26 protein-coding genes are annotated in these 24,671 nt (G+C 69.8%); 17 read left to right on the plus strand and 9 right to left on the minus strand.

The genetic code is table 11. The features are described from left to right. The first annotated feature begins 139 nt into the window (after positions 1–139). The 4 genes from C5E05_RS14835 to C5E05_RS14850 all read left to right on the plus strand — a co-directional run bounded on the left by C5E05_RS14835 (position 140) and on the right by C5E05_RS14850 (position 3,036). Positions 140–694: a cyclophilin-like fold protein gene (locus C5E05_RS14835; RefSeq protein ID WP_104305681.1), complete on the plus strand. Its 555-nt coding sequence runs from the start codon at positions 140–142 to the stop codon at positions 692–694. After that, positions 691–1,926 carry an MFS transporter gene (locus tag C5E05_RS14840; RefSeq protein ID WP_181059635.1) on the plus strand — a complete coding sequence of 412 codons (1,236 nt, stop codon included), beginning with the start codon at positions 691–693 and terminating at the stop codon, positions 1,924–1,926. The genes C5E05_RS14835 and C5E05_RS14840 overlap by 4 nt, the downstream gene beginning before the upstream one ends. Then, a complete protein-coding gene (locus C5E05_RS14845) occupies positions 1,923–2,576 on the plus strand; it encodes a GNAT family N-acetyltransferase (protein WP_104342371.1) in 654 nt (217 codons plus the stop codon). Before C5E05_RS14840 ends, C5E05_RS14845 begins: the two co-directional genes overlap by 4 nt. A gap of 235 nt (positions 2,577–2,811) precedes the next feature. Beyond that, on the plus strand, positions 2,812–3,036 hold the full coding sequence (locus C5E05_RS14850) for a hypothetical protein (protein ID WP_104244826.1): 225 nt from the start codon (positions 2,812–2,814) through the stop codon (positions 3,034–3,036). Positions 3,037–4,047: 1,011 nt separating this feature from the next. On the opposite strand, the gene C5E05_RS14855 is transcribed toward C5E05_RS14850, so the two are convergent. Both C5E05_RS14855 and C5E05_RS14860 read right to left on the minus strand, forming a co-directional pair. Continuing rightward, the gene (locus C5E05_RS14855) at positions 4,048–5,544 is read right to left on the minus strand and encodes an RNB domain-containing ribonuclease (RefSeq protein ID WP_104342372.1); all 1,497 of its coding nucleotides are present in this window, start codon (positions 5,542–5,544) and stop codon (positions 4,048–4,050) included. Positions 5,545–5,605: 61 nt separating this feature from the next. Next, entirely contained in the window at positions 5,606–6,214 is a 609-nt protein-coding gene (locus C5E05_RS14860) for a hypothetical protein (protein ID WP_104297956.1), read from the minus strand. Between the two features lie 169 nt (positions 6,215–6,383). On the opposite strand from C5E05_RS14860, the gene C5E05_RS14865 reads away from it, so the two are divergent. Further along, positions 6,384–7,442, plus strand: a complete 1,059-nt coding sequence (locus C5E05_RS14865; protein WP_181059652.1) for a hypothetical protein — start codon at positions 6,384–6,386, stop codon at positions 7,440–7,442. Between the two features lie 51 nt (positions 7,443–7,493). Here the strand turns inward: C5E05_RS14865 and C5E05_RS14870 are convergent, their stop codons facing one another. Then, positions 7,494–8,246 carry an IclR family transcriptional regulator gene (locus C5E05_RS14870; protein ID WP_219819551.1) on the minus strand — a complete coding sequence of 251 codons (753 nt, stop codon included), beginning with the start codon at positions 8,244–8,246 and terminating at the stop codon, positions 7,494–7,496. Between the two features lie 165 nt (positions 8,247–8,411). Between C5E05_RS14870 and C5E05_RS14875 the strand changes: the two genes are divergently transcribed. From C5E05_RS14875 to C5E05_RS14905, 7 genes are all read left to right on the plus strand, one after another. Beyond that, the gene (locus C5E05_RS14875) at positions 8,412–9,767 is read left to right on the plus strand and encodes an NAD(P)-binding domain-containing protein (RefSeq protein ID WP_181059654.1); all 1,356 of its coding nucleotides are present in this window, start codon (positions 8,412–8,414) and stop codon (positions 9,765–9,767) included. Positions 9,768–9,854: 87 nt separating this feature from the next. Beyond that, on the plus strand, positions 9,855–11,204 hold the full coding sequence (locus C5E05_RS14880) for a TRAP transporter large permease subunit (RefSeq protein WP_104244818.1): 1,350 nt from the start codon (positions 9,855–9,857) through the stop codon (positions 11,202–11,204). Between the two features lie 12 nt (positions 11,205–11,216). After that, positions 11,217–11,480 carry a hypothetical protein gene (locus C5E05_RS14885; protein WP_104244816.1) on the plus strand — a complete coding sequence of 88 codons (264 nt, stop codon included), beginning with the start codon at positions 11,217–11,219 and terminating at the stop codon, positions 11,478–11,480. Between the two features lie 79 nt (positions 11,481–11,559). Then, entirely contained in the window at positions 11,560–12,645 is a 1,086-nt protein-coding gene (locus C5E05_RS14890) for a DUF4870 domain-containing protein (RefSeq protein WP_104342373.1), read from the plus strand. Between the two features lie 145 nt (positions 12,646–12,790). Next, on the plus strand, positions 12,791–13,582 hold the full coding sequence (locus tag C5E05_RS14895; protein WP_181059656.1) for a FadR/GntR family transcriptional regulator: 792 nt from the start codon (positions 12,791–12,793) through the stop codon (positions 13,580–13,582). Between the two features lie 61 nt (positions 13,583–13,643). Beyond that, positions 13,644–14,147, plus strand: coding sequence for a DUF5956 family protein (locus tag C5E05_RS14900; RefSeq protein ID WP_104342375.1), 504 nt, complete (start codon positions 13,644–13,646; stop codon positions 14,145–14,147). 97 nt (positions 14,148–14,244) lie between these two features. Next, positions 14,245–14,940 carry a cache domain-containing protein gene (locus C5E05_RS14905; RefSeq protein ID WP_104342376.1) on the plus strand — a complete coding sequence of 232 codons (696 nt, stop codon included), beginning with the start codon at positions 14,245–14,247 and terminating at the stop codon, positions 14,938–14,940. A 58-nt stretch (positions 14,941–14,998) separates the two neighbouring features. Here the strand turns inward: C5E05_RS14905 and C5E05_RS14910 are convergent, their stop codons facing one another. Next, entirely contained in the window at positions 14,999–15,178 is a 180-nt protein-coding gene (locus tag C5E05_RS14910) for a hypothetical protein (protein WP_104244806.1), read from the minus strand. Between the two features lie 122 nt (positions 15,179–15,300). On the opposite strand from C5E05_RS14910, the gene C5E05_RS14915 reads away from it, so the two are divergent. Next, positions 15,301–15,747: a VOC family protein gene (locus tag C5E05_RS14915; RefSeq protein WP_104342377.1), complete on the plus strand. Its 447-nt coding sequence runs from the start codon at positions 15,301–15,303 to the stop codon at positions 15,745–15,747. Here C5E05_RS14915 and C5E05_RS14920 read toward each other — a convergent pair. The 4 genes from C5E05_RS14920 to C5E05_RS14935 all read right to left on the minus strand — a co-directional run bounded on the left by C5E05_RS14920 (position 15,737) and on the right by C5E05_RS14935 (position 18,558). Next, positions 15,737–16,120, minus strand: coding sequence for a hypothetical protein (locus C5E05_RS14920; RefSeq protein WP_104244804.1), 384 nt, complete (start codon positions 16,118–16,120; stop codon positions 15,737–15,739). The genes C5E05_RS14915 and C5E05_RS14920 overlap by 11 nt on opposite strands. Positions 16,121–16,295: 175 nt before the next feature. Further along, positions 16,296–16,553 (minus strand): hypothetical protein, encoded by a 258-nt coding sequence (locus C5E05_RS14925; RefSeq protein ID WP_104244802.1) that lies wholly within the window; start codon positions 16,551–16,553, stop codon positions 16,296–16,298. Between the two features lie 97 nt (positions 16,554–16,650). Next, positions 16,651–17,451, minus strand: a complete 801-nt coding sequence (gene fabG, locus C5E05_RS14930) for a 3-oxoacyl-ACP reductase FabG (RefSeq protein WP_219819552.1) — start codon at positions 17,449–17,451, stop codon at positions 16,651–16,653. A gap of 138 nt (positions 17,452–17,589) precedes the next feature. Further along, entirely contained in the window at positions 17,590–18,558 is a 969-nt protein-coding gene (locus C5E05_RS14935) for an aldo/keto reductase (RefSeq protein WP_104342378.1), read from the minus strand. Positions 18,559–19,213: 655 nt separating this feature from the next. Here C5E05_RS14935 and glnT point away from each other — a divergent pair. From glnT to C5E05_RS14955, 4 genes are read left to right on the plus strand one after another with little or no spacing between them, the layout of a single operon-like run. After that, complete coding sequence (gene glnT / locus C5E05_RS14940; RefSeq protein WP_258064890.1) at positions 19,214–20,671, plus strand: type III glutamate--ammonia ligase; 1,458 nt, start codon at positions 19,214–19,216, stop codon at positions 20,669–20,671. Between the two features lie 50 nt (positions 20,672–20,721). Beyond that, entirely contained in the window at positions 20,722–21,630 is a 909-nt protein-coding gene (locus C5E05_RS14945; RefSeq protein WP_104342379.1) for a glutamine amidotransferase, read from the plus strand. Continuing rightward, on the plus strand, positions 21,618–22,400 hold the full coding sequence (locus C5E05_RS14950) for a protein glxC (RefSeq protein ID WP_104342380.1): 783 nt from the start codon (positions 21,618–21,620) through the stop codon (positions 22,398–22,400). The genes C5E05_RS14945 and C5E05_RS14950 overlap by 13 nt, the downstream gene beginning before the upstream one ends. 21 nt (positions 22,401–22,421) lie before the next feature. Next, positions 22,422–23,792: an FMN-binding glutamate synthase family protein gene (locus tag C5E05_RS14955; protein ID WP_201297698.1), complete on the plus strand. Its 1,371-nt coding sequence runs from the start codon at positions 22,422–22,424 to the stop codon at positions 23,790–23,792. Positions 23,793–23,901: 109 nt separating this feature from the next. On the opposite strand, the gene C5E05_RS14960 is transcribed toward C5E05_RS14955, so the two are convergent. After that, complete coding sequence (locus C5E05_RS14960; RefSeq protein WP_104342381.1) at positions 23,902–24,444, minus strand: AAA family ATPase; 543 nt, start codon at positions 24,442–24,444, stop codon at positions 23,902–23,904. Positions 24,445–24,671: the final 227 nt, after the last annotated feature.

The raw sequence follows: 24,671 nt of genomic DNA on the forward strand, positions 1-24,671 counted from the left end.
GATCCACGGTACGACCAGTGTCCGCCTTCTGGGGTGCCTCTGCTGGAACCCCTTTAGCGGGACTCTCCCTCCCACCTCACGTGAGGCGTTGACTGCTGGACGACACAGGGACGACGACCGCTCCCTCGGAGAGGACAACATGAGCAGCATCGCAATCGACTGCGCAGGGAAGGTGCGCGCTGCCGCCGCGGGCCTGCTCGCGGCAGGACTCCTGCTGGCGGGCTGCACGGGTGTGGATGCCTCCGGAGAGAGCGCGAGCGAGGCGGCACCGCACGCTACTGGCGCCACGAGCTCGACACCACCATCGGCGGCGAGCGAAACGGAGGGCGAAGACCTGATGCCCACCACGACGAACATCACGATCAGCATGGGGGACGTCACCGTCCGCGGCGTGCTGAACCAGTCCGCGACCTCCGCCGATCTCCTCACGCAGCTGCCCCTCGAGCTGTCGTTCGAGGACTTCGGCGGTCAGGAGAAGATCGCGACCCTCCCCAGGGCGCTCTCCCTCGAGGGCATGCCGTCCGGAAGCGCCGCCGAAGCGGGGACGATCGGCTACTACGCACCCAATGAGGGGCTCGTCCTCTACTACGACTCCGTCGGTCACTTCCCCGGGATCATCCCGATCGGCACGTTCGAAGACGTCGAGGCAGTGCGTGCTGCTGTGCCTGCGACTGGAACGGTGTCCGCCGAATGACCTCACCCTCATCGCGCACATCCGAAGCGCCGGCGTCCACTGGAGGCGCGAGGGCTCCGCAGCTGCGCCTCGCACCGCTCATCGTCCTCGCACTCATGGGATTCATCCTGGTCGCGATGGAGACCATGCCCGCCGGTCTTCTGCCGGAGATCGCCGACGGGCTGAAAGCCGCGGAGGGCACCGTGGGGCTCTTCGTCAGCGCCTACGCACTTGGCACGGTCATCGTCACGATTCCCGCCATCTCGCTAACGCGCCGCCTCCGTCGAAAGCCCCTGCTGCTCGTCAGCATCGCGGGGTTGGTTGCGGCCAACACCGTGACCGCGTTCTCGTCTGACATCGCGCTGTCACTCGTCACGAGGTTCATCGCCGGGGCATTCTCTGGAGTGATCTGGGGGATGCTCGCGCCCTACGCCGTGCGAATCAGTCCGCCCTCGCGGCTGGGGGCCGCGATCGCGATCGTCGCGATCGGCGCGCCCCTCGGGTTCGCGTTCGGGACGCCACTTGGGGCTTGGATCGGAGCCGTGTCCGACTGGAGATGGTCGTTCGCCGGTCTCTCCGCGCTCGCAGCACTGGTCGCCATAGCGGTTGTCCTTGTCGTCCCGGACGCGCCAGGCCGTCCCGCGCTCGCGGGCCTGCCCATGGCGCGGGTGCTCCGCCTGCGAGGGGTCCCCGTCGTGCTCGCGGTGATCTTCGTCTGGATGCTCGCGCACAGCACGATCTACACGTACGTCGCGCCCTACCTCCGTGAGACGGGCACCGCGATAACCCCGGACCTGATGCTGCTCGCCTACGGGATCGCTTCTCTACTCGGCGTGGCGGTGACCGGCCTGCTCCTCGATAGGTATCCGAGCCTGCTGCTCCACCTCAGCGTGCTGGCCTTCATCGTCGCTGCGGTCGTGCTGCTGGCAGGGCAGGGCTCGCCCGTCGCGCTCCTGGCGGCGGCGGCGCTGTGGGGTGTGAGCTTCGGAGGGGCTTCGCCGCAGCTGCAGAACGCGCTCACGCGAGCCGGGGGCGAGAATTCGGACGTCGCGAACTCATTCCTTCCCGTCGCGTTCAATCTCGCGATCTTCGGCGCCGGCATTCTCGGCGCAGGGCTCCTCGAAGTCTTCGATGGCCTTGTCCTGCCCGCTGCCATGATGCTGCTCGGGGCGGTGGCGTTGCTGCTGACCTTCGTCGGCCGGCGGTCGGCATTCCGGCAGAGGGAGACGGGATCAGGTGATGGGAAAGCATGAGCTTCCGCGCTTTCCTGAGGGCGAGCGTGGGGCGACTCCGGGGGAAAGGCATCGGCGAAGCGGTCTCCGCTCCGACGCTCGAGACTCGACGTCTCCTTCTGCGCGCCCACACTCTGGCGAGCGCTGAGGAGTGGTTCCTCCTCCACGAGGAAGCGCGAGTTCGCGAGTTCCTGAACTGGCCACCGAGGAGTCGCGGCCAGGCACTGCGCCACCTCCGTGTCCGCACGCAGTCCACGAGGCTCTGCAGGGCCGAGGACTTCATGGCGCTGGCCGTCGAACTCGAGGGGCGGCTCATCGGTGATATCTCCCTGCAGCTGCGGGCCGTTGCCAGCGAAGTGCGCAGCGTCGAGATCGGGTGGGTGCTGCATCCCGATGCTCAGGGCAATGGATACGCGCGGGAGGCGGCGGAGGCCGTCATCCAGTTCGCATTCGAGGCTGTGCATGCCCGGATGGTCCTCGCGGTCGTGCATTCGCGCAACACCGGATCGCTCAGGCTCGCGGAGCGTCTGGGATTCCACGAGCTGAGCCGCCGCGAGAGCGAACGGCTGCTCGTCTTGACCCGAGATGACTTCGCCTTGGCCGACCGCGGTGCCGAGCGGGATCCGGACATGGCGCTTCCTCGACCGGCGAGTGGGGGCAGGCTCTGCTGAGCTGCTCACATCGTCCGGGTGATCCTGTTTCTCCTCCGGGTCAATAGCACTCTCTGCTCCAAGACCCGGCGAGATCGCCAAGGAAACGCCCAGCTCGGCGCCGCTTCGCCCGCTGATTCGGGGGAGGGGAGTTCTCCCCGTCCCATCTCGGAGCGCGAATCCACCAGCCCGCCCCAATCCGCGGGACTACGCTCGCCGACACCCCGGACCAGCCGGGCCTGTCGAAGGAGTCAACATGCGTCGCATCGTCTCGACCGTCACCGCAGCCCTCTTCGCCGTCGGCATCGCCGTCTCAGCACCCGCGATAGCAAGCGCCGGCACCACGCAGTCGTACTGGACCGGCGGATCGCTCGCCGACTGCCAGGCCGTGCAGCGCACCTACATCAGCTCGTGGACCAAGATCACCGAGGCCTGCCACCGCAACGGCAACGGCTACTCGTTCACCTGGACCTCGCTCTAAGGCGTCTCCGGCGAGGTCGTGGATGCTCCGTTCGGCCTGATTGGTTCGTCCTGATAGCTCTGTCCTGACCGGTTTGGCCTGATTGGTTCGCCCTGGTCGGCTTCTCCTGACCGCGCCTTCTGCGCGCGTCGCCTGCGCACCGCCGGGCAACGCATCTGCGGCAAGAAGGTCACTTTCGCCCCACCCGGGCTCCCGGAGCGGGCAGAAAGTGGCCTACTCGGCGGCGGCGGATACGTGGCGCGGCGTCGCGCGGTTCAAGCGGGCTCATGCGGCTCAGCCGGGCTCAAGCGGATCCGGCAAGCTCACGCGGCTCAAGCGGGTCACTGTCGCCCCACCCGGGCCCCGCAACGGGATGAAAGTGGCCTACTCGGCGCCGGCAGCGGCAGCGGTGTAAGGGGCGGCGCCGCGGCGTCGCGCAGGTAGAGCGGGCTCACGCGGTTCAGATGGGCCACTTTCGCCCCACCTGGGCTCCCGAGATGGGCTGAAAGTGGCCTTCTTGGCAGCGGCAGCGGCAGCGGCAGCGGCAGCGGCAGCGGCAGCGCGGCGCCCGCGGCGCTGCGCGGTTCAGCGGGCTCGCGCAGGCCAGGCGGGCTCATGCGGTTCAGGCGGGTCACTTTCGCCCCACTCGGGCTGCCGGGATGGGCTGAAAGTGGCCTACTTGGCGGCGGCGGCAGCGGCGTCGCGCGGGCCAGGCGGGCCACTTTCGCCCCAGTTGGGCTGCCGGGATGGGCTGAAAGTGGCCTTCTTGGCGGCGGTAGCGCGGCGCCCGCGGCGCTGCGCGGTTCGGCGGGCTCGCGCAGGCCAGGCGGGCTCATCCGGTCCAGATGGGCCACTTTCGTCCCACTTGGGCTCCCGGGATGGGCTGAAGGTGGCCTACTTGGAGGCGGCGGCGGGGGTGGCAGCGCGGCGTCGCGCGGTTCAGGCGAGCTCGCGCGGCTCAAGCGGGTCACTTTCGCCCCACCTGGGCCCCCGCGACGGGCTGAAAGCGCCCTACTCGGCGGCAGGGGCGGATCACGCGACGCTCAGCGTGACGGCGCGCTTCTCCGGATCAGCCGAGTCGACGCGGACTCTCACGGCGGCGCCCAGCTCCAGGGCCGCGGCGCCGCCGACGACCCTCGCCCGCACTGCGGGGTCGCGCAACAGCACGGTCGCCTTCGCCTGACCCGCATCGGCGGCCCCGGTGGGCGACGAATCGACGACGATCCCGTCGAGCTCCTCGCCGACACGGGGCGCGAGCAGGACCGCCTCGAGCAGATCGACCGCCGCCCGCTCGTACGCGTTCGCACGGCGTGAGCCCTCGGCCATCTCGCCGGGCAGTGCCTCGAGCGCATCCACGACCCACGACGGCACGGGTTCTCCGGCGCAGAACGCCAGCGCGATCTCGGTGCCGTAGCGGTCGACGAGGCGCCGCAGCGGGGCGGTCACGTGCGCGTACTCGGCGGCGATGGCGCTGTGGGATGCGGCGCTCGGCACGTCCGGATGCTCGGGCGTGCCGAAGGCCGCGTACCCGGCTCCGCGGAACAGGCGGGTGGCTTCGGTCGCGAACGCCGCGTACTCGGGCCGGGCCACGTCGATGGTCCGGACGAACTGGGCGTACGAGACGTCCGGTGCCCAGTCGAAGCCGAGGGAGGCGGCGACGCGACGCAGGCGCTCGACGTCCTCGTCGCGGGCGGGATCCAAGGTGCGCCAGATGCCCACTCCCGCGCGCCGCTGCAGGGTCGCGGCTGCGATTCCCGTGAGCAGCGACAGCTGCGCGTTGAACTCCTCGCAGGCGAGCGGCTCACGCAGCACGAGCCGGTAGCGCTTGTCGTCGTCGCTGCGCTCGATCTCCTGGTCGGGCACCTCGAGCGTCGCGCCGCCGCGCGCGAACTGGGCGTCGATGCGCAGCCGGCCGATCTCCGCCAGCAGCCCGAGCAGCTCGTCGGCGGTTCCGGCGTCGAGCCGTGCCTGAACCGAGGGGTAGTCGAGTTGCGCCCGGGAACGCACCATGGATCGACGCACCTCGATGTCATCGAGCAGCGCGCCCGAGCTGTCGAGACGCATCCGCCACACGACGGCGGGCCGATCGACCCCGGGGAGCAGGCTCGCGGCGCCCTCGCTGAGCACGGCCGGGTGCAGGCCGAATCGGCCGTCCGGCCCGTAGACGGTGAGGGCGCGGCGGTGCGTCTCCGCGTCCAGCGCCCCACCGGGCTCGACGAAGGATGCGACGTCCGCGACCGCGTAGAACACCTCGAAACCGTCAGCGTCCTCGCCGGTGGCCTCGACGCGGCGAAGGAAGAACGCCTGGTCGAGGTCACGCGAGCCGACAGGGTCGAGGGTCACGAACGGCAGCTCGCGGAGATCGTGTCGCCCGGAGTCCGAGCCGAACTCGTGGGCTGCGGCTACCTCGGCCTCGGCTCGCGCGTCGGCTGGGTAGTCGGCCGGGATCTCGAGCTCGGTGCGGAGCCGCTCCAGATACGGGCCGAGCACCTCCGCGGCCGCACCGGCCTGCACAGCACGCGTGCTCATCGGCGGGGGACGGATGCAGGTTCGACGGTGAACTTCATGGCGTCACGCTACCCGCACCAGATCAGGGGGCGCCGATGCCGTCAGTGCCGTAGGTCATCGTCCACGCCGTCTGCACGTTGTCGGCGACGGCTTTCGCCGACTCGACCTCGATGGTGTGGCTGGTCTCCGTGAGCAGGTACTGTCCGCCGGTGTCGACCGTGATCCCGGAATTCGTGTCCGACTGCAGGTAGCCGCGGATGCCGACGGAGCCCTCCATGTAGCCCGAGTAGGTGACGCGCAGCTTGGTGCCCTCCTGCGCGTAGCTCCATTGTCCGGTCGTCTCCGGGTCGGTGGTGATCGGGCCGAACGCGGAGAGGGTGGCGATCACCGTATCCGTCTCGCGGGAGGGGGAGATGAGGATCGACACGGTGCCCGTGTAGTCGACGCCGGAGGTCTCGATGAAGGCGATGACCGCCTCCGTGCTCTGGCCGACTGCCAGCTCGGTGTCGAAGGGCGTGAAGTTGCCTTCGATCGTGGAGAGGGCCGTGGATGCGGCGGCGAGGGGAGTTGCCAGGGCGGCGGCGAAGACAGGGGTGGTCCAGGCCGCGGTCGAGAGCAGTGCTCGGCGGGACGGGCGGCCAGGCGCAGGCCGTTCTGCGGTCGTGTGGCTCGAGGGGAGGAAGGAAGGCATGATGCTCCGGTCTGCGGCGTGGGGGCGCCGCTCTGCGAACGATACGGCCTGCGGGCGTCGGGCAGAAGAGGTCGGTTGTCGGACTCTGCCGGATGCTGCCGAAGACGCTCTGAGCGGACGCGCACGCGCTCCATACGTTCTCCATAGATCAATAGGTGACGATAAGCGCATGGTTGACTTCAACAAGATCCTCGGCGCGGCCTCGAAGGCCCTCGGCAACTCCGGCAATTCCGGGGGCAACCGGGGCGGCAAGAGCGGCTCCGGGGACTGGAAGGACATGGTCCGCAAGGTCGCCGATCAGGTGACGGGGGATGGGCAGCAGCCACGCGGCCAGCAGGGCTACCCCGCCCGGGACGCCGCGCAGCAGCGTGACCAGCACCAGCAGCGCGACCAGTACCAGCAGTCTGACCAGTACACCGGCCGCGACTCCGGCCCACGGTACGGGCAGCAGCCGCCGAGCGCTCCGAGCTATGGCTCGCGCCCGGCCTCTAATCCGAGCTCAGGGACTGCCGCGGACAAGGCGGCCATTGCGAAGTACGACTACCTCCTCAAGACCGCGGCGCCTGACCAGCTCGAGCAGGCGCACCGTGAGGCGTTCCAGCGACTCACGCCGGAGCAGCGCGACCAGGTGCGTGAGCGCCTGAGCGCGGAGTCCGGTCCGTACGACCGCCCGCAGTCGAGCTCCCCTGACGACCTGGCACGGGCGGCGACGCGCGGCGAGGTGCAGCGACCCGGGTTCATGGCGAAGGTGCTCGGGGCGGGCAAGCGCATCGCGGGCTCCCGCGGTGGCTCCAACTTCACGCCCGGCTCGAGTCGTGGCGGGTCCGCTCGCTTCGGCCGTGGCGCGGGCGTCGCCGGTGCAGCTGCGGCGGGTGTCGGGGCTGGTGCGCTCGGCGGCATCGCGCTCGGCGTCGTCGGCGGTGCCGTCGCCAGCTCCGTCGCGCTTCCGCTGATCGGCGACGCGATGGCATCCGGAATCGACTTCGACGGCATCGCCGCGTCCGGGATCGAGGGCTTCGAGGGGCTCACGGCCGACCTCGGCGAGTTCGGCGGGATCGGTGAGGCCGTCTCGGGGCTCGGCGACCAGGTCAGCGGATTCGGCGACCAGTTCGCGGGCGCCGGCGACCAGCTCACGGGCGCGGGCGACCAGTTCCTCGGCGGCGTCGAGGAGCAGGCAGGCAACTTCGGCTTCGACATCCCCGGCCTCGGAGACCTGTTCGGCAAGTGATGCACGCCTTGGCGCACCCGGGAGAAGGGCCGGCGCTGGGAGCCTGATCCGTCAGAGCTGCTCGCCGATGACGCGAGCTGCCTGGATGACGCGGGACCTGAACCTCGCGAGCCCGTCCTCGCTGATCGTCTCTTCCGTCGTCACGAGATTCACGACGCCGATGACGGTGCCGCGCGAGTCCGTGATGGCGGCGGTGAGGCTCACCGTTCCCGGGTAGCGCTCTGAATGGCTCTCGTAGGTGCCCGTCGCCGCGGCTTCGGCGAGCTCAGATCGAAGCGAGTCGGCGGTCTGATGCCGTCCGCTGGCGAGTGCGAGCCCCGAGTAGTCCTTCAGGAACTCGTCGAGTTCTTCCGGTGCGACGGCCGCGAGCAGCACCTTGCCGCCACCGACGTCGAGGTCGAGGCGCTGCCCGATCGGGAACCGGTAGCGGAGCGACTCGGGTGGCTCGACGCGCGCGACGAGGATGCGCGACCAGCCCGAGCGCACGTAGACGGACGACGTGAATCCGGTCGTTTCGGTGAGGTTCTGCAGCACCGGATGCGAGACGGAGGCGAGCCGATCCTGGAGCATGAACGCGTGCGCGTGCGCGAGGACGACGGGACCGAGCGTGTAGCCGGCCTCGGTCGAGTTGAGGTACCCGCGCCGCGCGAGGGTCGTGGTGATGCGCTGCGTGGTCGTGATGTGCAGGCCGGTGGCCTTGGAGATCTGCGTCAGCTTCAGCGGCGTCCGTGATGCCTCGACGCACTCGATGACGTCGAGCGCTCGTTCGAGCGTCCGGCCTTGATTGACGCGCTCAACGCTCACTGCGTTTTCCCCTCCGTGCCAGGTGATTCCTCAACGTACCACCGGGTGCAACGAGACCCTGCTTGGTCCCGTCCCTGGCCGCGAACGTGGACGCCTGCTATCGTTACGCGAAATCAACTTGCGCAGAGTGATAGAAAACTCTGCCTGATGACAACGGAGTCGATCATGAGAATCGCTGTCCTCGGCCTCGGTGAAGCCGGAAGCATGTACGCGAAGGCGTTCGTCGAAGCCTCCTGGGAGGTCGTCGGCTTCGACCCCAGGAGCGTCGAGATCCCCGGAATGACCAGCGCCACCTCGATCGCCGAGGCGGTCGCCGGCGCCGACGCGGTGCTCGGCCTCACCACGGCGGCCCACGCCGCAGGGGCAGCGCGAGACGCGGCACCGCACCTCGAGCCGACCGCGGTGTTCCTCGACCTCAACGCCGGATCCCCGCAGCTGAAGCGGGCCGTCGCCGACGAGATCGGCGAACGCGCCAAGGTCGTCGACGGGGCCGTGATCGGCTCGGTGAAGAAGTTCGGCGCGCAGGTGCGCGTCATCCTCTCCGGCCCCGACGCGGACTCGGCCGCCGACGTACTGCGCTCCATCGGCGCCACTGCGGACGTCGTCAGTGACACCATCGGGGACGCATCCGGCCGCAAGCTCCTGCGCAGCGTGTACATGAAGGGACTCGGCGCGCTCATCAGCGAGGCCATGTCCGCCGGCCGTGCTGCTGGCGAGGAAGCGTGGATGCGCGCCCAGATCGTCGAGACCCTGGTCGACGGAGAGGCCGCCGTCACGCGTCTCGACGAGGGCACGCGCATCCACGCAGACCGGCGAAGCCACGAGCTCGGCGACAGCCTGGAGCTGCTGAGCGCGCTTCCGGGGAACTGGCCCGTCACCGAAGGCGCCAGGCGCCGACACGTCGACCTCGCCTTCGAGGCGAAGCCCGACTTCGCGGCGGAACTCGAGTCGGTGCCGACGGCGGCGCTCGGCGATGGCGGGGACCGGCTCGGATTCGCGCACTCGAGCATCAAGCCCATCTGGCCCTCCGGCCCGATCGCCGGACGCGCACGCACCGTGCTCGTCAACCCAGGCGACAACCGGGCCCTGCACGAGGCGCTCAAGGTGGTCCGGCCCGGCGAGGTGCTCGTCATCGCGGGTGGCGGGTACGCCGAGCGTGCGCTGCTCGGCGAGCTCATCGCGGAGCGCGCGGTCAACGCGGGGGTGCGCGGCATCATCGTCGACGGCGCAGTGCGCGACGTCTCCGCCATCGCCGAGATCGGACTACCCGTCTGGGCTGTCGCAGTCTCCCCGGCGGGCCCCTACAAGTCCGGCCCCGGGCGGGTCGGCGAGACCATCTCGCTCGGAGGCGCCATCTGCTCGACCGGCGACTACGTGGTCGCCGACGAGGATGGCGTGCTCGTCCTCCCGATCGACCGCGCGGTTGCCGCGCTCAGGGCAGGCCGGGCGGTGCTCGCCGATGAGGCGGGCCGCCGTGTCGAGATCCTGCGCCAGCGCGCCGAAGCGAATCCCAGCGCCTGATCCGGCGCACCAGACCATAGACAGCAAAGGAGCTGCCATGAGCATCACCGACCAGGGGCACCCGCCCCGCCGACGTAGGGGAGGGTCATGCCTGTCGCACTGATCGCCCTCGTCGCCTTCATCGCGACGATCGTCACCTGGAACGTCGTCGTCAAGCGCAACATGGCGGAAGCCATGATCCTCGGCTTCCTCGTCACGCTCGCCTTCGCCGGGTTCAACGCCCCCGAGTACGCCGTGACCGCCGTCGTCGAAGCATCCGAGAACCAGGTCCTCTACGCCGCCGTCGCGTTCGTCTTCATGACGCACTTCGTCGAGCGCACCGGCGTCATCGATCGCCTCATCGCCATCCTCTCCTCGCTCTTCGGCAAGCTGCCGGGCGGCCCCGCGATCGTCGACACGCTCGCATCCGGTGCCATGGGAGCCGTCGCGGGCGGCTCCAACACGGGCAACGCGGCCTCCTCCGGAGCGATCACCGGTCCGTGGATGGTGCGCACCGGATGGAAGCGCTCGCGCGCCGCGACCGTCATCGCCGGCAACGCGGGCCTCGGCACCGCGCTTCCTCCGAGCGCGTCCATGGTCATCATGATCGGATTCGCCGGCACGCTCGTGACGACCAGCGAGGTCTACCTGGCGCTGCTCGTCGCCGGCATCTACCAGTTCGTGTTCCGGATGGGCCTCATCGGCTGGTTCGTGAAGCGCGACAAGATCACGGCAGCCTCGGGACCCGAGATCCTGCCGTGGCGCAGCGCGATGAAGCGCGGCGGAACGTCGACCCTCATCTTCCTTGGCGCGATCATCCCGATCGCGATCTCGGTCGGGCCCCTCGCCGACGCCCTCAAGGCGTCGCCGGTGCTCTCCGAAGCCATGGGATCGATCTCGCTCATCGTGTGGATCCCCGTCCTCATCATGTTCTTCGCCGCGCTCGTCGCCTGGAAGGACCTGCCGCGCTCGCCGCGCGGATGGTGGGAGCTCATCACGAGCGGGGCGCCGAAGTTCTACACGATCGTCGCGCTCCTCTTCTTCGCCGTCGTCGCGAGCGAGGTGCTCGCCGAGCTCGGCCTCGCGGAGGACGTCGACAACCTGCTGAGCGGCGTCGACATCCCGCTGTGGCTGCTCGTGACGTTCATCGGGCTGCTGATCGTGCTGGTCGCGGGCCCGCTGTCGTCGACGGCAACCCTCACCGCCGTCGGTCAGGTGTCGCTGTTCACGCTCATCGCCGCGGGCATCGACCCGCTGCTCGCCGTCATCGCGATCCTCGTGTTCGCCTCGACGGAGGGCGCCTCCCCGCCCGCCTCCGGCGCCATCTTCGTCGCGAGCGGCCTCACGGGAGCCAAACCGGAGTCCACGTTCGTGCCGCTCATCATCTACTACGTCGTGCCGTTCTTCGCGCTCGGCGTCCTGATCGCGCTCGGGATCGTCCCGGTCCCCGGCGGATAGGAGTCTGAAATCATGCGCACCTCACTGCACCGCATCCTGCATCCGCTCTTCGGCATCGCGATGATCGTCTTCCTGCTGCTGGCGTTCGTGCTCGTCTTCGCCCAGGTCATCGGGCTCATCTTCGCGCAGCCCTGGCTCATCGAGGGAGCCTCGGAGACGCTCCTCCATCCGGCCATCATCTCGGCCATCGTCGTCGGCCTCATCGGCTACGCCCTCTTCAACTGCCTCCCGAAGGTGGAGAAGAAGGCCGAGCTGGAGGATGAGGACGAAGACTGACCGGGTCGATCTCGACGCCCGCACCCCGGATCGCCGCGAGCGATCTCGGCGTGCGGGCGTCTCCCGTTAGGCTCGCGTGATGGCGAACCGCAGCTATCTCTACGTTGTCGACGAGGTTCCGGGGCAGGGGGCTCCGCTCACTCGTGTCTCCGGGCTGTCGGAGTGGAACTGGGATGTGCCGCTCGTGCACGAGCTGCTCGTCTCGGGGTCTGGTCGGCTGGTGCCGTCGACGATCTGGGATGCGCCGGCGGCAGCGATCCTCGGCGACTACGACCAGGGCGTCGCCAACCTCGAGCGCCTCTTCGCTCGGCTCCCGCAGGACCAGGAGACGCAGCGGCAGATCGCCGAGGCGCGCAGCGTGCTGCGCGACCCCGCGAACCGTGGACGCTACCTGCTGCTCGAGGTCGCGGAGATCCACGTGCTCAGCGCCACGGACGACGAGAACCCGCACCCCGAGATGCTCCGGGAGGCGCAGGGGATGGTCTGCGACACCGAGCAGCACGTGGACGCGCTCATCCGCACAGCACTCGAGCTGCCGCCGGAGCGGCTGCAGGAGCTGACGGGCTCCGGGGCGTGGGCGAGCAACCTCTACTTCGAGCCGTCCGGAGAGCCGCAGCCGCCCGCCCAGGCGGCACCGGTCCAGGCGGCGCCGAATATCCCTGCGACGAGCCTGCCCTCCCAGAGCGCCCCGCCGACGAGCCCGAACGCACCGCAGTTCGCCCCGCCCACCGGTGCGTCGGCTTCGCCGGTCTTCCTGACGCGGCCGCTGGCGAACGGCGCGACACAGTGGAGCCTCGGGCTGATCGCGGTCATCCCGTTCCCGTTCGTGACCGCCATCACGGCAGGCATCGTGATGATCGCGGCCGGCCGGTCGCGCGCGCCCGCCACCGAGGCAGGCGAGCGAAACCGCACCAACGCCGCCAACTGGGGGCTCACCTACCTGCTCTCCTCGATCATCCTCATCGCCCTGCACATCGCGTTCCTCTTCGTCCTCGACGACAACTACTCTGGGTCGTTCTTCCCCATCGGCATCCCCATCACGCTCTGGTTCGCCGTCTCCGTGACGCACATCGTGTTCTCGATCGTGGGCAGCGTGAAGGCCTCGCGCGGCGTGGTGTTCGCCCCCATCGCGCTGCCGTTCTTCAGTCCGCGCCTGCGGGGCTGACCATCTTCAGTGCAGACTCGTCGCCTCTGGACGTCACTGGCGATTCAGGGGCCGATTCTGCACTCATGTTGGACAGGGGCCGCCGCGCCCGCCGCGTCTGATCTGCACCCTGCCAGTACAGGGGCGGATGGGCGACAATGGCGGGGTGCCAACGCCGCAGCGGACAAACCCCGAAGCCGGGGTGCCGTCGCGCCTGCGCAACGCGGTGTTTCGGTCCGTCGCCGACCAGGGCAAGGCCGCGCTCGTCGAGCGTCGCTTGAGCGTCGCCATCAACCGCGGCGTTCTGCAAGCAGGGGAGCGCCTGCCCCCAGAGAGCGAGCTCGCCAAGTCGCTCGGGGTCTCGCCGGTCACCGTTCGCGAAGCGCTGGTCCTCCTGCGGCAACGCGGCCTCGTCACGACGAAACGAGGACGCGGAGGCGGCAGCTTCGTCACCGCGGGCGCCGACCCTGCCTCACACGCCGCCGCCGAGCTCGCATCCATCTCCCGCACGGCGCTGCGTGACCTCGCCGCCCATTACTTCGCCGTCACCGCTGGCTGCCTCGAACTCGCAGCCTCCAGGGCTGCGCCGAGCGAGGTCGACGCGATCCGCGCCCGGCTCACGGCGTTCGGCGACGCCGCGATCTCCGGGCGGCAGGCTCAGCCGACGCCCGCGCTGTGGCGACACGTCGCCGACGACATCGTCGTCGAACTGTGCGCACTCGGGCAGTCGGTGCGGCTCACCAAGGAGCAGATGCGCGTGCAATCCGAGCTCTCCCCGCTGCTCGGGCTGCTCGCTGGGGACGACGCCGAGCGGGAGGCGCAGCGAGGCGAGATACTTGGACTCGTCGATGATGTCGCTCGGGGGGACACCGCTGGCGCGCGCGAGACTCTGCGCGCGACGGTGAGCGACGTCGTCGAACGGCTCGAGGCAAAGCGCAGGTCGCTGCTCGAGCGGTAGGCGCGCCGGCGCCGTGATGGTGCCGGGTGCCGGGGAACGACTATGGCTGGGGGGCCAACGTATGCCGATCAACGACAACGAGGTGAGGATCGCCGCACTCGCGGGGCTGCCGAACTGGTCTTGGAGCGACTTCACGGAGAACGTGATGCAGACCACCAACCTCATGAGGCTGGAGCCGAACGGGTGGCTGGCGCTCATCGCCTACCTCGCCGGCCCCAGCTGGGTGTATCAGGAGCCGGCGCGGTACGACCCCGTCATCGAGACGGACGGCGGTGGCCAGCGTGTCGGCGGGCCAGCCGACGGCACCTTCTCAAGTGAGGAGGACATCAGCGGGATCCACGACGACATGGTCCAGTACCTCGCAGATGCTGGGGTGCCGGCGCCCCCGCGGGCGGTGCAGTGGATGCTGTGCCTCCCCGACGGGGTCACAGAACGAGACCTCGAGGGAGTGTGCCTCCGTGCGGCGCGGGACGTCGCACCCGACGACCACCGAAGGAACGCGCTCGAGGTGCACGCGGCGCTGCGGGTGCTGTTGAATGGTCGCATGTCGCCGCTCGCCTGGTGACGCGGAACGGGCTCTCGCCGATCTTCGCCGGTCGACCCAGTGAAAGCGGCCCTCCGCTGTGTACCATCGGCCAACACCGAGGCAGAGGAGCCGCTCTATGACGATCGACGCCACCGCGGTTCGACGCGGCCCAGCTGCGCTCCTCGACGACTACTTCCGATCGACACTCGACGTGCTCGAAACGCTCAGCCGCGACCTCGGTGCCGTGCTCGGCGACCTCGAGTCGCGGGGCGAACTCAGCGACCGTCGCCTCGACGAGCTGGTCGAGCCGCTCGCGCTCGCGGTCTTCACTCGTACCTGGCCGGCCGCGTTCGGGGCCGGATTCGTCGCATCTCTCGACCTTCGCGGCCCGTCCCGCGGCCACCTGTCCTGGTGGCAGGGCCCGATGCGCTCGCAGCTGCGGCTCGCAGCGCAGACGCCAAGCCGAGAGCACATCGACTACAGCGGATTCGAATGGTTCCGCGTGCCCCGGGAGACCGGCGAGGGTCATGTCGCGGGCCCGCACGTCGACTACCTGTGCAGCGACGAGTACACGCTCACCGTCAGCATGCCCGTCTGGAACGGGCGGCGATTCCTCGGCGTCGTCGCCATGGACCTCCTCGTCGACGACGTCGAACGAGAGCTGCTCCCGGCGCTGCGTGAGTTCGGCGACGTGAGCGTCGTGAACGCAGCCCAGCGCGTGCTCGCATCCACCGAATCGCGGCTCGCGCCGGGAGATTCGGTGCGCGACCTCGACGGCTACGGGAGCACCGACTGCGCGATCGCCGGACTCCGCGTGCTCACCCGGGTCTAGGCCTCGACGCGCGGGACCTCGGGGCCGGTCGGAGTCCCGAGTCCGGGTTCAGTCGATCTCAGTCGATCTCGGGCGGAGCTGGCGGCTGCAGCCGCTGCTGCGCATCCGGGGTGCGCAGGTACTTGCGAAGGGCTTTGATGGCGAGGATCAGTGCCCAGATGGTGAGGACCAGGATCGCAAGGATGACCGCGAAGTAGGCGACCATCACGACGGTGTGCATTGGGTTGAGTCCGATCATCGATCGACGGTACGTCGCGAGACTGGGCGTCGGGTCAGTGGAAGCGGGCGGCGGATGCGGGTCACGCCGTAGCTCGGCGACACGACGGGAACATGGCTGCATCGACGTGCGACGATGCGGACATGAGTGCTCTCGCCCCATCCGAGTATCTGCCCGACCTCGTACCCGAGCTGCTCGTCACCGACGTCCGAATCAGCCTTGCGTTCTGGGTCGATGGATGCGGTTTCGAGGTGAAGTATGACCGACCCGAGGAGGGGTTCGCGTATCTGACCCGTGGCAACGCTCATCTCATGCTCGAACAGCGCGGCGTCGGCCGGAACTGGGTAACCGGGCCGCTCGAGCCGCCGCTCGGGAGGGGCATCAACTTCCAGATCTCCGTGGCCGATGCTGACGAGGTCGCGGCGGCTGTCCTCGCGACCGGTCGGGAGCTCTTCATGCCGCCGGAAACGAAGTGGTACCGGGTGGGTGGGGACGAAGTCGGGGTCCGCCAATTCCTTGTGACGGACCCCGACGGGTACTTGATCCGCTTCCAGGCGAGCCTGGGGCGGGGAGCTGCCGCTAGCTCGTGACGGCTGACGTCTGGCGGCTGCGGCGGGCGGCGATGAACGAGCGCACGCCGGCGGTGATGAGGGCGACGAGCAGGACCAGCATGACGGTGCTGCTGATGACCGCGCCGGGGCGCTCGGCGGTGCCGGCGAAGAGGTCTCCCAGCTGGGCGACGTTCATGAGCGACCCGAGCGCGCCGAGGAGCGCGACGGCGAGCGCGCCGTGGATGGCGTGCTTGCGGAGCTTCGGGTTGCGGGCGATGAGGCCGGCGATGACGAGCAGGAGGCCGACGGCGGCCGGGATGAGGGCCGTGAGGCTGCCGGTGTCGCTGACGAAGTAGGCGACCGCGCCCGTCACGACGAGGGCGGCACCGATGAGGATGGTGAGGAGAGGCATGCGGGATGGGATCCAATCTCGCGGTAGGCCAGCAGCGTCCTCGGCGGACCGCTTCGCGCGGGCTCAGCCCTGGCGCGCGACGGCCGGCGACGGAAGCGTCGCTGGTCGTTGGTGTCTGGTGGCCCCAACTTTACCAGCTGGTCGGTTCCGGTCTCCGGTCGCTCGGTGCGCCGGTTCAGCTGCGGACTGCGCCCTCGATGGCGTCGCGCCCGGCCTCGCGCGTGGCGAAGGCGCCGAGGAAGGTGCCCTGCCCGTCGTGTGCGCGAAACTCTCCGTGCACGAGCTCCACGAACCCGGCGAAGTCGTCGCCGGAGGCCGTCTCCCGCATCGCGACCCAGAGTCCGTTCGCGGGGGAGAGCCAGCGGAGCTGTCGAGGAGCGGAATCGACGACCGCTCGGGTCGTGGACTCGCGGGGGATCTCGAGCAGGCTCATGGGGTTCCTTGGTTCAAGAGTGGATGATCGAATAGTTAGGTTAGCTAGCTAATCCTGAGAGTCGCCACAGGGTTCGCTGGACGCGGTGCTGCTCGGGTCAGCCCAGTGCATCCGGAGACTCGGGGAGCGTCTGGCCGCCGTCGACGACGATCGTCTGACCCGTGATGTACCCCGCCTCGCGGCTCGCGAGAAACGCCGCGGCGTAGCCGATCTCCTCGGCTCGGCCCAGTCTCCGCAGCGGGACGGCGGAGGTCATCGACGCGAGGTAGTCCGCGCCCATCTCGTCGAGCCCCGCGGATTCGACGTTGCCCGGCAGCACCGCGTTCACGGTGATGGCGTGCTTCGCGAGCTCGATCGCGGCGGTGCGCATGAAGCCCAGCTGCGCGGCCTTGGAGGCCCCGTAGTGCGACCAGCCCGGGTAGCCGGTCGTCGGGCCCGTGATGGATGAGGTCAGCACGACACGACCGCGGCCTGATTCCTGCAGGGCGGGCAGGCAGGCCTGCACGGCGTAGATGGTGCCCTTCACGTTCGTGTCGAGCACCTCGTCGAGCTGTGCCGGCGTCATCGTCGCGAGGTCCGCCTGCGGGAAGATCCCCGCGTTGGCGCAGAGCACGTCGATGCCGCCGAACGCCGCCGCGGTCGACGCCGCAAGCGCGCGGCACGACTCGGGGTCGGTGACGTCGACCGTGAACCCCGAGATCTGAGCTCGAGTGTCCGCGTCGGCGACGAGCGAGAGCGCGGCGACGGCCGTATCCACCCCCGCCTGCGAGCGACCAGCGACGGCGACCCGTGCGCCCGCCTGCGCGAACACGCTGGCGATGCCGAAGCCGATGCCCTTCGTGCCGCCGGTGACGACGACGCGAGTGTCGGAGAGGTCGAACAAGGGAGCAGCTGGCATGGTGCGCCTTTCGCGAATGGGGTGGATGCGCCCATTCCATCGCCCCGGAAGGGCGCGATGCCCCTCCGGAAACCTGCCTGCGACCGCTCTTAACGCAGTGTTTACGCCCGCCGCTCGATCACCGCCAGGGGCGTCGGGTCACCACCAGAATGGAGGCTGGGTCACGTACGGCGCCTCGAGTCGCGCGACCTCGTCCTCGGTGAGCGTCAGCTCGAGGGCCGCGACGGCGTCATCGAGGTGCTTCGCCTTGGTCGCCCCGACGATGGGCGCTGCGACCGTCGGGTTGCGCAGCACCCACGCCAGTGCGACTCGTGCCATCGGGACCTCGCGCTCGGTCGCGATCTGCTCGACGACGTCGATGATGGGGCCGTCGGCATCGGCATCGAACGCCTTCGCGACCGAGTCGAGCTCGGCGCGTGCCGTCAATTCGCCGCGCGGCCGGGTCAGGCGCCCCTTGCCGTTCGGCGAGTACGGGACGAGGCCGACGCCCATGTCGGCGCACATGGGGATCATCTCCCGCTCCTCCTCGCGCTTCAGCAGGTTGTACTGGTCCTGCATGGCGACGAACGGGGTCCATCCGCCTACCACGGCGGCCTGCTGCAGCTTCGCGAACTGCCACGCGTGCATCGACGATGCGCCGAGATAGCGCACCTTGCCGGCACGCACGAGGTCGTCGAGCGCCTGCATGGTCTCCTCGACGGGGGTGCTGTCGTCGAAGCGGTGGATGTAGAGCACATCGATGTGGTCGGTGCCGAGTCGCTCGAGGGACGCGTTCGCCTGTTCGAGGACCGCCGTGCGGGACAGGCCGGAGCCGCCGGGGCCGTCGTGCATCTTGCCGGAGAGCTTCGTCGCGAGCACGATCTCCTCCCGACGGCTGAAGCGACGCATCGCGCGCCCGATGATCTCCTCGCTCGTGCCCTGCTGGTACACGTTCGCCGTGTCCCAGAAGGTGATGCCGAGCTCGACCGCCTGGCGGAGCAGCGGTGCTGCCGCGTCGTCGTCGAGGGTCCAGCTGTGCAGGCCGCGCTCCGGGTCGCCGAAGCTCATGCAGCCGAGTGCGAGGCGGCTGACGCGGAGGCCGGTGCGGCCGAGGTTCGTGTACTCCATGCCAGGAGCGTATGTCGCACCACCGACACCAGGGAGGCCCTGGCAGTGCCCCCTGCGCCGCGCCCTGCCCTGCGCTGTCCTGCGCCGCGTCCTGCCCTGCGCTGCGCCCTGCCCTGCCCTGCGCTGCGCCCTGGCCTGGCCTGTCGGCTGCAGACCTTGGGCTAGGGCACCAGGAGGCGCCAGCTGGGGTGCGCAAGTGCGAGGTCTGCGGATGCGTGGGGGCTGCGGATGCGGCTTCGCTGCACCTGGGGGTTGTGCACGCCTTTCTGGGCGCAGGGGTGCGCAGGCGCGAGGTCTGCGGGTGGGGCTTCGCCAGACCTGGGGCTAGGGCACCAGGAGGCGCCAGCTGGGGTGCGCAAGTGCGAGGTCTGCGCAAGTGCGAGGTCTGCGGATGCGTGGGGGCTGCGGATGCGGCTTCGCTGCACCTGGGGGTTGTGCACGCCTTTCCGGGCGCGGGGGTGCGCAGGCGCGAGGTCTGCGGGTGGGGCTTCGCCAGACCTGGGGGTTGTGCACGCGTTTCGGCGCGCAGGGGTGCGCAGGCGCGACGTCTGTGGATGCGGATGGGCGGCCCTCACCCCGTTTCCCGTAACCCAGTGTTTACAGGGGCGAACGCTGCGGAAACATCCATCTGTCTACTATTGGCGAACAAGGTTTCATGTCAGGTAACATCAACACCATGCGGGAGACGACCATGACACAACTAGCCCCCAAGCTGGTCGAAGGAGAGCTCGCGGCAGGCGACCGCATCACGCTCCGCGACCTCGCCCAGGCGCACGGCGTGCAGTTCATCCTCGCCACGTTCGTCGACCTCAACGGCAAGCCGTGCGCGAAGCTCGTGCCGACCTCGGCCGCCGACGAGCTCGAGGCGGGCGCCCTCGGGTTCGCGGGTTTCGCCGCCGGCCTCATCGGCCAGGAGCAGCACGACCCCGACCTCATCGCGATCCCCGACCTCGACTCGTTCACCCCTCTGCCGTTCGTCCGCGAGGGCCTCGCGCTCGTGCACTGCGACCCGCACGTCAACGGGGAGCCGTGGCCGTACGCGCCCCGCAACATCCTGAAGCGCGCCATCGCCGAGCTCGCCACGCGCGGCATGACCGCCAAGGTCGGCGCCGAAGTCGAGTACTTCCTCGTCGACCGCGCCGAAGACGGCACCCTCGCCCCCGCCGACAAGCGCGACAACGGCCCTCGCCCCTGCTACGACGCCCGCGGCGTGACTCGCATGTACGACCACCTCGCCTCCGTCTCGACCGCCATCAACTCGCTCGGCTGGGGCAACTACGCCAACGACCACGAAGACGGCGCCGGCCAGTTCGAGCAGAACTTCGACTACGCCGACGCGCTCACGACCGCCGACCGCGTCATCACGCTCCGCTACATCCTCAACGTGCTCGCCGAAGAGCGCGGCATGACGGCGACGTTCATGCCGAAGCCCTTCACGAACCGCACGGGCACGGGCCTGCACCTCCACCTGTCGCTGTGGAGCGAGCAGGACGAGCCGCTCTTCCCGGCGGACCCGAGCGCGAGCGGCACCGCCGCATCCACCGGCGACGCCGCGAGCGAGTCGGCACCGGATGCGCGGGGCCTCGGCCTCTCGCCCGTCGCGTACGGCTTCGTGGCAGGGCTCCTCGAGCACGCGCCCGCCCTGCAGGCGTTCCTCGCTCCCTCGGTGAACTCGTACAAGCGGATCGGCACGGCCACGTCCAGCTCGGGCGCGACCTGGTCGCCGCGAAAGGCGTCGTACGGTGGCAACGACCGCACGCACATGGTGCGGGTTCCTGACAACAAGCGCGTCGAGCTCCGCTCGGGGGACGGTGCAGCGAACCCCTACCTGGCGGTCGCGACCTCGATCATGGCCGGCCTCGATGGCATCGACAACAGCATCGACCCAGGCAACCCCTCCGGCCCAGGCCAGGCACCCGAAGGCGCGGCCGTGCTGCCCGCGACGCTCCTCCACGCCGTCGAGGCGCTGCGCCGCGATCCCGTGATCCTCGCCAGCCTCAGCGGTGACGAGGCCACCGGCCGCTACTTCGCCGACGCGAAGGAGACCGAGTTCCTCACCTGGCACGCGCAGGTCAGCGACTGGGAACTCGACACCTACCTCACCGCCTTCTGACCCACCCGCATCCAGAGACCAGACAAGACCACCCCGAAAGGACCACGCCCGTGTGTGGAATCGCCGCGCTGCAGTTGCGCAACCCCCAGCTCAGGCCGCAGATGGGCGACCTGCTCCAGACCATGCTCTGCGAGATGGTCGACCGTGGACCCGACTCCGCGGGCCTCGCCGTGTACGACAACCCCGACCTCACGGGCAGCGCCGCGTCGACGCTCAGCCTCCTCGGCGGCACGCAGCTGCTCACCGTGGAGGAGCTCACCGCCGAACTCGAGCGCACCCTCCCAGCCGGGGCGGCGCCGAAGGTGTCCGTCGTGGGTGACACGACGCTCGTGAGCGGCGAGCTGTCGACGAGCATCCTCGCGGATGCGGTCAGCGCGGCCCTCCCCGCCGCCACGATCATCGGCCGCGGCGGCCACCTCGCCGTCATGAAGAGCGTCGGCAATCCCATGGACGTCGCCTCCAACCACGGCCTCGAGTCCATGTCGGGGAGCCAGGGCGTCTCGCACACCCGCATGGCCACCGAATCGGCCGTGACCGCGGGCGGCACGCACCCCTTCGCCGTCGCCGACGACCTCTGCCTCGTGCACAACGGATCCTTCTCGAACCACGCCTCCATCCGTCGCGAGCTGAAGCGCACGGGCGTGCAGTTCGACTCCGAGAACGACACCGAGGTCGGTGCGCGCTACATCGCCTCCCGCCTCGAGCAGGGCGACACCCTCGAGGAGGCGCTCATCAACCTCGGCGACGTCTTCGACGGCTTCTACACGCTTGTCGTCACGACCGCCGACAGCATGGCCATCGTGCGCGACCCCATCGCCTGCAAGCCCGCCATCGTGGCCGTCACCGACGACTACGTGGCCATGGCCTCCGAGTACCGCGCCCTCGCGCAGCTCCCCGGCATCGAGTCCGCCGACATCTTCGAACCAGTCCCCGGAAAGGTCTACACGTGGTCACTCTAGACAGCACCCAGTACGCGGCAGCCCCAGCGGCCGCACCCGCAGCTCCTCGCGCCGCTGCTCCCGCGGCGGCCCCCTCGTCGTCCGCCACGGCTGCGGCCAGTCCCACCACGATCGACCTCGCCGGCCAGGATGTGCGAGTCGTGAACGCAGCCGTCCAGGCGGCGGAAGACGGAACCAGGTGGAGCATCCAGCACCCCGCCGGCAAGCACAACGTGGCCGTCGGCATCAGCTCGGCCATCGACGTCACGATCGACGGGCACGTCGGCTACTACGCCGCCGGAATGCACCAGCGGGGCGCCGTCACCATCAACGGCAACGCCGGAGTCGGGCTCGCCGAGAACATCATGAGCGGCACCGTGCACGTCACGGGCGACGCCTCCCAGTCCGCCGCCGCGACCGGCCACGGCGGCCTCGTCGTCATCGACGGCAACGCCGGAGCCCGCTGCGGCATCTCCATGAAGGGCGTCGACATCGTCGTGGGTGGCAGCATCGGGCACATGTCGGCGTTCATGGCGCAGGCCGGACGCCTCGTCGTGTGCGGCGACGCCGGGGAGGCGCTCGGCGACTCCATCTACGAGACCCGCATCTACGTGCAGGGTGCCGTCGAATCGCTCGGCGCCGACTGCATCGAGAAGCCCATGCGCGAGGAGCACCTCGCCGAGCTCGCCGAGCTGCTCGTCGCAGCCGGCCGCGACGACGACCCGGCCGCGTTCAAGCGCTACGGCTCGGCCCGCAAGCTCTACCACTTCAACGTCGACAACGCCTACTAGGCCGAGCAGGAAGCGCCACTCATGACTCTCATCGACCAGCCCACGTCCACCGTCGGCGCACCGCAGTCACCCGCTCGCCTCGCCGAGCTCGGCCTCCGCGAGTCCGCGACGTTCGACCGCGCGACGATCTCCGACATCCAGCGCGCCGCCCGCACGGGCATCTACGACATCCGCGGGTGGGGCGCGAAGCGGCAGCTGCCGCACTTCGACGACCTGCTGTTCCTCGGCGCATCCATGTCGCGCTACCCGCTCGAGGGGTACCGCGAGCGCTGCGGCACCGACGTCGTGCTCGGCGACCGCTTCGCCTCGAAGCCCCTGCACCTCGACATTCCGGTCACGATCGCCGGGATGAGCTTCGGCGCTCTCTCCGCGAACGCCAAGGAGGCCCTCGGGCGCGGCGCCTCCGAGGTCGGCACCTCGACGACGACGGGCGACGGCGGCATGACGCCGGAGGAGCGTGGACAGTCGAAGCACCTCGTCTACCAGTACCTGCCCTCCCGGTACGGCATGAACCCCGACGATCTGCGCAAGGCGGATGCGATCGAGATCGTCCTCGGCCAGGGCGCGAAGCCGGGCGGCGGCGGCATGCTGCTCGGGCAGAAGATCACCGAGCGCGTCGCCGGGATGCGGACCCTGCCGATCGGCATCGACCAGCGATCCGCGAGCCGCCACCCCGACTGGACGGGCCCGGACGACCTGACCATCAAGATCGCCGAGCTTCGCGAGATCACCGGCTGGGAGAAGCCGATCTACGTGAAGATCGGGGCATCCCGCCCCTACTACGACACGGCGCTCGCGGTGAAGGCCGGTGCCGACGTGGTGGTGCTCGACGGCATGCAGGGAGGCACGGCTGCGACGCAGCAGGTGTTCATCGAGAACGTCGGCATTCCGACGCTCGCCGCGATCCCGCAGGCCGTCGCGGCGCTCCAGGAGCTCGGCATGCACCGCAAGGTGCAGCTCATCGTGTCCGGCGGCATCCGCACGGGAGCCGACGTCGCGAAGGCCATGGCGCTCGGCGCCGACGCCGTCGCGATCGGCACGGCCGCGCTCATCGCGCTCGGCGACAACGACCCCCGCTACCAGCAGGAGTACGCCGACATCGGCTCGGCCGCCGGCTTCTACGACGACTTCCAGGACGGGCGCGACCCGGCCGGCATCTCGACGCAGGACCCGGAGCTCGCCTCCCGCCTCAACCCCGTCGAGGGAGGGCGTCGCCTCGCGAACTACCTGCGCGTGCTCACCATGGAGGCGCAGACCATCGCCCGCGCGTGCGGCAAGTCGCACATCCGCAACCTCGAGCCGGAGGACCTCGTCGCGCTGACCGTCGAGTCGGCCGCGATGGCGAACGTGCCGCTCGCCGGCACGAGCTGGATCCCCGGCAAGCAGTACTAGGGCGACGGCCGGTCTGCGGCCACCGACGCCGCCTGACCGACTTCCGTGACGAGACCCCCACCTCCCGGCTTTGAAGCCCCGGAGCTGGGGGTCTTGTCACGGAGGCTGGTCAGAGCTCGAGGCAGGCCGCCTCGAGCCCCGCGAGGCGCTCCGCTCGGTCGCCCGTGAGCTCCACGACGCGTGGGCTGCTGAGCTCCGGCTCGGCGGCGAGGTCCAGGAGCGCGTCGTTCATGGCATCCCGGAGTTCGAGGTCCTCGTCATCGCTCACCGAGATCTGGTCGCGGTAAGCGAGGGGGAGCAGTACCAGGAGATCCACCCGCTCGGCCGCGTGCCGGGTGAGCGCTGCACCGCGCCCGATCGCCGCGCGCGAGCGCCCGGGCCTGCCGAGCGCCTCGAGCGCGTGCAGGTAGGCGAGGAAATCGAGCGGGCCGCGCTCCGCGATGACGTCGGAGCCGCCCGGCAGCTCGGCAAGCCGGTGGGCGGCGATGTCGAGCTGGCGGCTGAACAGGCCAGCGTCGAGGTCGTCGAAGCGGTCGTCGAGGAGCTCCTCGAAGGGGTCGGGGAGGACGCGGTACTCCGGATGCGCGGCCACGACGTCGCCGATGAGCGTGCTCTTGCCGCTTGCGTGGGTTCCCGACACGACGATCCGCATGGCAGGCGAGCCTAGGTGGTGCGCGGCTTCACCGCCAGGGGGCGGGTCCGCGAGCTCGCGCTCGGCTGGCCAACATCAGTGCGAAGACAGCGCGTTGCCGGTGTCCGGCGGCGATTGGGCGCGAAATCGCGCTCATGTTGGTCAGGCGGGCCGGCGCGCTGCCCGAGTCGGACGTGCGGGTTTGGTCGCGGAAGTCGGCCAGCGACTGATCAACCCGCCCTGCCCCC

This window comes from Pseudoclavibacter sp. AY1H1 (assembly GCF_002931055.1).
In the GTDB taxonomy this organism is placed as follows: Bacteria; Actinomycetota; Actinomycetes; order Actinomycetales; family Microbacteriaceae; genus Pseudoclavibacter.

Excerpts from the sequence above, each read along its gene's own strand:
- C5E05_RS14865 (WP_181059652.1), top strand. The coding sequence starts at position 6,384 with ATGGTTGACTTCAACAAGATCCTCGGCGCGGCCTCGAAGGCCCTCGGC.
- C5E05_RS14925 (WP_104244802.1), bottom strand. The coding sequence starts at position 16,553 with ATGAGCCTGCTCGAGATCCCCCGCGAGTCCACGACCCGAGCGGTCGTC.
- glnT (WP_258064890.1), top strand. The coding sequence starts at position 19,214 with ATGTCAGGTAACATCAACACCATGCGGGAGACGACCATGACACAACTA.
- C5E05_RS14835 (WP_104305681.1), top strand. The coding sequence starts at position 140 with ATGAGCAGCATCGCAATCGACTGCGCAGGGAAGGTGCGCGCTGCCGCC.
- C5E05_RS14900 (WP_104342375.1), top strand. The coding sequence starts at position 13,644 with ATGCCGATCAACGACAACGAGGTGAGGATCGCCGCACTCGCGGGGCTG.
- C5E05_RS14845 (WP_104342371.1), top strand. The coding sequence starts at position 1,923 with ATGAGCTTCCGCGCTTTCCTGAGGGCGAGCGTGGGGCGACTCCGGGGG.
- C5E05_RS14855 (WP_104342372.1), bottom strand. The coding sequence starts at position 5,544 with ATGAGCACGCGTGCTGTGCAGGCCGGTGCGGCCGCGGAGGTGCTCGGC.
- C5E05_RS14880 (WP_104244818.1), top strand. The coding sequence starts at position 9,855 with ATGCCTGTCGCACTGATCGCCCTCGTCGCCTTCATCGCGACGATCGTC.
- C5E05_RS14890 (WP_104342373.1), top strand. The coding sequence starts at position 11,560 with ATGGCGAACCGCAGCTATCTCTACGTTGTCGACGAGGTTCCGGGGCAG.
- C5E05_RS14955 (WP_201297698.1), top strand. The coding sequence starts at position 22,422 with ATGACTCTCATCGACCAGCCCACGTCCACCGTCGGCGCACCGCAGTCA.
- C5E05_RS14960 (WP_104342381.1), bottom strand. The coding sequence starts at position 24,444 with ATGCGGATCGTCGTGTCGGGAACCCACGCAAGCGGCAAGAGCACGCTC.
- C5E05_RS14910 (WP_104244806.1), bottom strand. The coding sequence starts at position 15,178 with ATGATCGGACTCAACCCAATGCACACCGTCGTGATGGTCGCCTACTTC.
- C5E05_RS14860 (WP_104297956.1), bottom strand. The coding sequence starts at position 6,214 with ATGCCTTCCTTCCTCCCCTCGAGCCACACGACCGCAGAACGGCCTGCG.
- C5E05_RS14885 (WP_104244816.1), top strand. The coding sequence starts at position 11,217 with ATGCGCACCTCACTGCACCGCATCCTGCATCCGCTCTTCGGCATCGCG.
- C5E05_RS14915 (WP_104342377.1), top strand. The coding sequence starts at position 15,301 with ATGAGTGCTCTCGCCCCATCCGAGTATCTGCCCGACCTCGTACCCGAG.
- C5E05_RS14875 (WP_181059654.1), top strand. The coding sequence starts at position 8,412 with ATGAGAATCGCTGTCCTCGGCCTCGGTGAAGCCGGAAGCATGTACGCG.
- C5E05_RS14920 (WP_104244804.1), bottom strand. The coding sequence starts at position 16,120 with ATGCCTCTCCTCACCATCCTCATCGGTGCCGCCCTCGTCGTGACGGGC.
- C5E05_RS14840 (WP_181059635.1), top strand. The coding sequence starts at position 691 with ATGACCTCACCCTCATCGCGCACATCCGAAGCGCCGGCGTCCACTGGA.
- C5E05_RS14850 (WP_104244826.1), top strand. The coding sequence starts at position 2,812 with ATGCGTCGCATCGTCTCGACCGTCACCGCAGCCCTCTTCGCCGTCGGC.
- C5E05_RS14935 (WP_104342378.1), bottom strand. The coding sequence starts at position 18,558 with ATGGAGTACACGAACCTCGGCCGCACCGGCCTCCGCGTCAGCCGCCTC.
- fabG (WP_219819552.1), bottom strand. The coding sequence starts at position 17,451 with ATGCCAGCTGCTCCCTTGTTCGACCTCTCCGACACTCGCGTCGTCGTC.
- C5E05_RS14905 (WP_104342376.1), top strand. The coding sequence starts at position 14,245 with ATGACGATCGACGCCACCGCGGTTCGACGCGGCCCAGCTGCGCTCCTC.